Origin of the sequence: Fibrobacter sp. UBA4309 (assembly GCF_002395745.1) — a bacterium.
In the GTDB taxonomy this organism is placed as follows: Bacteria; Fibrobacterota; Fibrobacteria; order Fibrobacterales; family Fibrobacteraceae; genus Fibrobacter.
Window position 1 is genome coordinate 1 of the sequence record NZ_DGUN01000057.1, and the last position, 4,881, is coordinate 4,881.

Consider the following 4,881-nt stretch of genomic DNA (forward strand, 5'->3'; position numbering starts at 1 on the left):
GGTTCAGCAGGTACTTGCCGATGACGGTGGTGCCCGAACGGTCGAAGTTCACGGTCGCGATGTCGGAGGGGTAGTTCGGGATGAAGAAGTACCCGTACACGCTCGGGAGTACGCCCAGGAGTACCGGGCCTTCGATGCCGAGGCTGTAGGCGAGCGGGAGCATGGCGACAACCACGGCGCCCTGCGAGTTGATGAGCACGCTCACTGCGAAGAAGGCGAACGCGATGGCCCACGGGTAGTGTTGCACGATATCCTTGAGACCGCCCTGCATCACGTCCATGTAGTTCGCGAAGTAGGTGTCGGCAAGCCAGGCAATCCCGTAAATCGCGACGACAGCCACCATGCCGCTTTGCCACACGGCGCCTGCCACGGCCTTCTTGGGGCTCGCCTTGCAGAAGATGACCATGAATGCTGCGGCCGAAATCATCACGATCTGGATGATGATGTTCATCGCGAGCGGCTTTACCTGTGCAACGCCGTCGACGACCTTGCCGGTGGGGAACTGCGGACGGATATCGTGGCCGATAATCTGGAACACGGAGAACAGCACGATGACGGCGAGGGCGCCGAGGAAGATGAACACGGCGCGCTTGGCTTCCTTGGAGACTTCCTTGTCGAGAACGGAGGCGGTGCTGCCGTACATGTATTCCTTCATCTGCGGGTCCTTGAGGCGGGCCTGGAAAGCGGGATCCTTGTCGAGGTCGAGGCCGCGCCTGTACGAGACGGCTGCTGCGGCCATGAGTCCGCAGAGGCAGGCGGGAATGGTAATCGCGATGACCTGCAGGTTGTTCACCTCGAAGCCGTTCGCGTTCGAGATGATGACAAACGAAGCGACGGCAGCGGCGATGGGCGAGCAGGTGATGCCGACTTGCGAAGCGACGGAGGCGACGCCGCAGGGGCGTTCCGGGCGGATGCCCTTCTTGAGCGAGATGTCGCAGATGATGGGCATGAGCGTGTAGACGACGTGGCCGGTGCCCACGAGCACGGTGAGGAAGAACGTGCAGAGCGGGGCGAGGATAGTGATGTGGTTCGGGTGCTTGCGCAATAGGCGTTCTGCAATCTGGATAAGCCAGTCCATGCCGCCCGATGCCTGCATGATTCCCGCGCACGTCACTGCCGCGATGATGATGTAGATAACATCGGTAGGGGGCTTGCCGGGCTGCAGGCCGAACCCGAGAACAAGGATAGCGAGGCCGATTCCCGAGATGGCTCCGAGGGCGAGACTTCCGTAGCGCGAGCCCACGTAGAGGGCGAGGAGAACGATTAAAAGCTGGATAATCATGAGTGTCATGGAAGCCTCCTTATAAGCTAGTCTTCATAAAGATACACAAAAAAATTGTAAATTACCTAAGTAATGAAAATTATTCGCGTAACAAAAGAAAGCGAGCGCGCTGGCGCCTACTACGTGCGTATCCAGGCAATGATGCACAAGTACCAGATTCCGCTCGATGCCGAGGTCGACTCGCATGATGGCGCGAATTGCAACTATATCCTGGCGTTGGATGACATTTATCCGGTCGCCACGTGCCGCTGGTTCGGCCTCGACAGCGAATCTGCCGAAATCGGGCGCGTGGTCGTGTTGCCGGAATACCGCGGACAACACCTGGGGCAGGCGGTAGTCGCCGAGGCCGAAAGATGGATGCGTGAAGAAGCTTTCAAGAAAGCCGTCATCTCCAGCCGTGCGGGAGTCGAGGAATTCTACAAGAAGCTGGGTTACCGCTTTGACAAAAACGGAAAACCGCACCACGACACGTTCCAGTGCGTGTATATGGAAAAAGACTTGTAGAAAAGGCCCCCTGTCGGGGTAAAATGGCCGCAATAGCGGTCTGAAACGTAAATTTTTGTTATCTTTTGTGACGAAAAGAAATGAAATGCAATTTCAAGGGGGAAAAATGAAGAAAATTACGATAATGGCGTTCGCATTATTTTTTGCGACGTCGGCGATGGCCGCTGCAACAAGCGATTCCACGCATTTGACTATTCTCGAAAACGGGACGCAAAGCCTGATGGCGGGTGATTCCATCAAGCCGGTCCAGCTTGAATACACCAATATGCCGGGGGATCCCGTAATAGTTTCTACGCTGGCCGGGACGTTTGCATCCCGAAATGATATTGACCATAGAAAGTTGACCCTTATGGGACTCGTCAACGAAAAAGTCGGTGACGGGACTTATACGATCAGCATCGTGGCCAAGGGCCCGCTCAACAACGATACGGCTACAGTGACGATAACCATAAAGCACAAGCCGATGGTGACGTCGATTAAGCTTGTCGGTGGCGAAGATACGCAATCGGTGGTTGCCGGTGATTCGATCAAGCCGGTGGTTTTCAAAATCGAAAACGCAAAAGTGGTAAGGCCATCCGGATTCCCGGGAGGAGGCTCGATAATAATCGACCAGGAGGCTAGCACAGCAACTCTCGTGGGCAAAGTAAACAAGACTGTCAAGGGAGACCGTGTTGTCAAAGTCTATGCAGAAGGCCTGGATAATACCGACTCCGCCACCGTGACGATTAAGGTGAGTCCGTTGCCGATGGTATTAGAACTTGTTAGCGGCAGCGATAACCAGACCGTTGTTGCGGGTGAATCCATTGAACCGATTATTTACGGTTTTGAATCCTTGTCGACGATTGATGTGGAAGGCCTCCCGGACGGAATCGACTATGACTTCGTCTCGGGTCAGAACCAGTTTAAAATTTACGGTACCGTAGATCCCAAGGCAGAAATCAAGGAGTACGCCTACACGCTCAAGGCGTCCGATGAGGATTCGGAAACGATTACGGTGACGGGAAAATTCAATGTCGTCAAGACTTTGAGCAGCTCGTCCGGCTCGGGCCAGTCTTCGTCCAGCGTAGGCCAGTCTTCGTCTGGTACGGGTACGTCCTCGTCCAGTACGGACAAGTCGTCTTCTTCGGGGAACGGCGGCGATACCAACAGTTCTTCTTCTGCAAAATCCAGCAGTTCTTCGACGACGTCCAGCGATTCTTCGAACAAGTCTAGCGATTCTTCAAAGAACTCTTCTTCGAGCGGTGCGGAAGATGCGATTGTCGCATCCGCTGTGCGCGGCTTTGCGCTTGGCTTTGCGAACAACGAACTGACGGTGGTACTGCCGAAGTCTTCGATGGTGCGCGTCCAGGTGTTCGACATGATGGGCCACATGGTGGAATCGTTCTCCGAATCGGTCGGCACCTTTACGAGCTTTAGCCTGGCCCACCTGGAAAGGGGCAGCTATGTTGTGCGCGTCGAAAGCGATCGCATGGTACGATCGGCAAAAATCGTGGTGAAGTAATCCGCTGTTTTAGTGGATATCCATCTTTGAGAAAAGATTCAATACGGCCACGCCGGAGACAATCAAAATAAGTCCCACGATGGCTCCAAGATCCGGCGTCTGCTTGAAAAAGTAGATGCCGCTTATTGTAATGAGGGCGATGCCGAGCGCCGACCAGGTGGCATACGCGATGCCGATGGGGATGGTTCGCAGGCAGAGGCTCAACAGGTAGAGCGACGCCACATAGCAGACGAGCGAGGCGATGGAAGGGACGAGCTTGGTGAACTGCTCCGACATCTTGAGGAGCGTGGTGCCGGCCGCTTCCGCGACAATGGCAAGGATAAGGAATACGTAGTTGAGCATAGGGAGAATATACAAATTAATTTTTTATATTACAATATTGAATACGTGCAATCCATTAAGGAATTTTATATGCCGAGTTCTGAGAAGTTTCGTGACCACGTTTTGCAGCAGTTCAAGGGCGAGCTGCGCGTTACCACCCGCAAGATGATGGGCGAATCATCCTCTATGCTGACGGGAAAATCTTCGGCGGGATTTACGATGACCGCCTGCTGGTGAAGCCCGTGTCTGCGGCGATGTGATTTTATTTGTCAAACAGGTCCGAGTGCGTTCCTGTGCGGACAAGTTCCAATATCAATACATCGTCTTGTTTACGGTAAACCAAGAGCCAATCCGGCTTGATGTGAAGTTCTCTATGCCCGGACCAATTTCCTCCAAGAGCATGATCCCGATACTTGTCTTCAAGAGGGTCGTCATTTGCGAGCTTTGAAACAACGGCGTATAATTCCTCCATATCGTAATTCCGTTTCTTTGCTCGCTTGACATCTTTCTTGTATTGTGATGTCCATAGGATTTTGTATCTAGGTCCTTTCTCTACCAAGATTTCATCTCCCGAATGGCTTCGTTGACCGTATACGTCTTCATCTTCGAGGGGTTCTTCTGGTATTTCGCATAAATTTCATCGGACTCTTCCATCGCCTTGATGGTATCCCGATTCGGACGGTTGATGGAAATTTCAAAAGGGATTCTTCCTTCGCGTAGAACTTGCTTGGTAAATACGTTGTACAGCCCCGAGATGGTCATTCCCACCTTTTCGCAAAAATCGGCGATGCCCTTTTTGTCGTCGTCGTCCAGTGTTATCGTCAAATTTGCCATTGTGCCCTCTTTGGGATGGGTGAAATACATGTTAAATATACATAAAAATCACGTGAAAATCAATGTTTTATGTTTGTATTTCACTGTTTTGGCGTTGTTTAACCCTGTTTTATTTGATGAAGTTTGCGATTTGGCAGATAGAATGAATCCGGGTTTTGCCTAGATATTCTATTTTGTAGATAATGGCTCGCGGAATTTTATGGATAGTCTTGGCGGTGTGCGCCCTGCTCTTGGCGGGGTGCTCGAACCATCCGCCTTCTGCGGCGCAGTTCATGAATGCGAGGAATGGAATTAATTTCGTTGCTGGCGGAGCGGTAAGAGTTGGGGATTTGGATAACAGGAAAATTCCTGGGCGGGACGATGAATCGGTATCATATGAAGAAGGGTATTGGAATACGGATTTAGCGCTGTCTTTTGCCTTTCCATATGCGGTAGTGGC

Annotated in this window: 6 protein-coding genes and 2 pseudogenes; 4 read left to right on the plus strand and 4 right to left on the minus strand. The window is 52.4% G+C overall.

The window, feature by feature from the left end; genetic code table 11:
- Positions 1-1,291 (minus strand): anaerobic C4-dicarboxylate transporter (locus B3M32_RS08555; RefSeq protein WP_290745415.1); only part of this gene is annotated, 1,291 nt, incomplete at its 3' end.
- 63 nt (positions 1,292-1,354) lie between these two features.
- Between B3M32_RS08555 and B3M32_RS08560 the strand changes: the two genes are divergently transcribed.
- A complete protein-coding gene (locus B3M32_RS08560) occupies positions 1,355-1,786 on the plus strand; it encodes a GNAT family N-acetyltransferase (protein ID WP_290745418.1) in 432 nt (143 codons plus the stop codon).
- A gap of 106 nt (positions 1,787-1,892) precedes the next feature.
- A complete protein-coding gene (locus B3M32_RS08565) occupies positions 1,893-3,287 on the plus strand; it encodes a T9SS type A sorting domain-containing protein (RefSeq protein ID WP_290745421.1) in 1,395 nt (464 codons plus the stop codon).
- A gap of 9 nt (positions 3,288-3,296) precedes the next feature.
- Here the strand turns inward: B3M32_RS08565 and B3M32_RS08570 are convergent, their stop codons facing one another.
- Positions 3,297-3,629, minus strand: coding sequence for a DMT family transporter (locus B3M32_RS08570; RefSeq protein WP_290745423.1), 333 nt, complete (start codon positions 3,627-3,629; stop codon positions 3,297-3,299).
- 69 nt (positions 3,630-3,698) lie between these two features.
- Between B3M32_RS08570 and B3M32_RS08575 the strand changes: the two are divergent.
- Positions 3,699-3,865, plus strand: a pseudogene (locus B3M32_RS08575) (TfoX/Sxy family protein); the annotation flags it as partial.
- 5 nt (positions 3,866-3,870) lie between these two features.
- On the opposite strand, the gene B3M32_RS08580 reads toward B3M32_RS08575, so the two are convergent.
- Together B3M32_RS08580 and B3M32_RS08585 are read right to left on the minus strand one after the other, a co-directional pair.
- Positions 3,871-4,167: a type II toxin-antitoxin system YafQ family toxin gene (locus tag B3M32_RS08580; protein ID WP_163453640.1), complete on the minus strand. Its 297-nt coding sequence runs from the start codon at positions 4,165-4,167 to the stop codon at positions 3,871-3,873.
- Positions 4,161-4,442, minus strand: coding sequence for a type II toxin-antitoxin system RelB/DinJ family antitoxin (locus B3M32_RS08585; RefSeq protein WP_072807676.1), 282 nt, complete (start codon positions 4,440-4,442; stop codon positions 4,161-4,163). The genes B3M32_RS08580 and B3M32_RS08585 overlap by 7 nt, the downstream gene beginning before the upstream one ends.
- Positions 4,443-4,624: 182 nt before the next feature.
- On the opposite strand from B3M32_RS08585, the pseudogene B3M32_RS08590 reads away from it, so the two are divergent.
- Positions 4,625-4,881 (plus strand): annotated as a pseudogene (locus B3M32_RS08590) (hypothetical protein); the annotation flags it as partial.